The sequence below is a fragment of the Streptomyces sp. WAC06614 genome (assembly GCF_003949795.1).
GTDB lineage: Bacteria > Actinomycetota > Actinomycetes > Streptomycetales > Streptomycetaceae > Streptomyces.
Window position 1 is genome coordinate 1 of record NZ_RPRY01000773.1, and the last position, 680, is coordinate 680.

Consider the following 680-nt stretch of genomic DNA (forward strand, 5'->3'; position numbering starts at 1 on the left):
GGGGTGGCGCTGGCGGGTGCGGTGGCGGCGGTGGCCGCGCTGGGCGGCCTGGTCCGGCCGCTGCTGGACGGCGGCTGGGTGGTGGTGGGCCACCTGGTGGTGGCGCTGCCGCTGCTGGGCGCCGTACGGGCCGCAGGGCTGCCGGCGCAGGTGCGCCGGGGCCTGGTGCGGGCGGGTGCCGGGACCGTGGCGCTGGCCGGGCTCGCGGCGCTGCCGGTGGCGGTGGCGGCGCTGGCGGCTCCGGTACGGGTGCTGGACCGGGTGTGGGCGGGCTCGTCCGGGCCGGTGGAGCTGCCCGGGTCGCGGCCGCTGGCGGCCGCGGTGGTGCTGGGTCTGGTGGCGCTCGCGGCGCAGTGGCTGCGCCGGGCCCTGGAACGACCGGAGCCGGGCCAGGTGGCGGTGGTGGCGGCGTGGGCCGGGCTGTTCCTGGCGCCGGTGGCGCTGGGGCTGCCGATGGCCGTGGTGCTGGCGTGCCAAGTGGGACTGACCCTGGCCGCAGGCCGGCTGGTGGTGCGCTGCCCGGACGCGCGGCGGGTCGCGGCGGCCGGGTGCGCCCTGGCGGGGGCGGTGAGCGGGACGGTGGCCGCGCTGGACGGGCGGGTGGCGACGTTCGCGGTCTTCGCGGTGCTGGGCGGGGCCGGTGGGGCGCTGGCCGCCACGGCCGCGGCCCCGCGGTGGGC

At 82.1% G+C, this 680-nt stretch carries 1 pseudogene; it reads left to right on the top strand.

The features are described 5' to 3' along the window. Positions 1-680: pseudogene (locus EF918_RS37590) on the top strand (hypothetical protein); the annotation flags it as partial.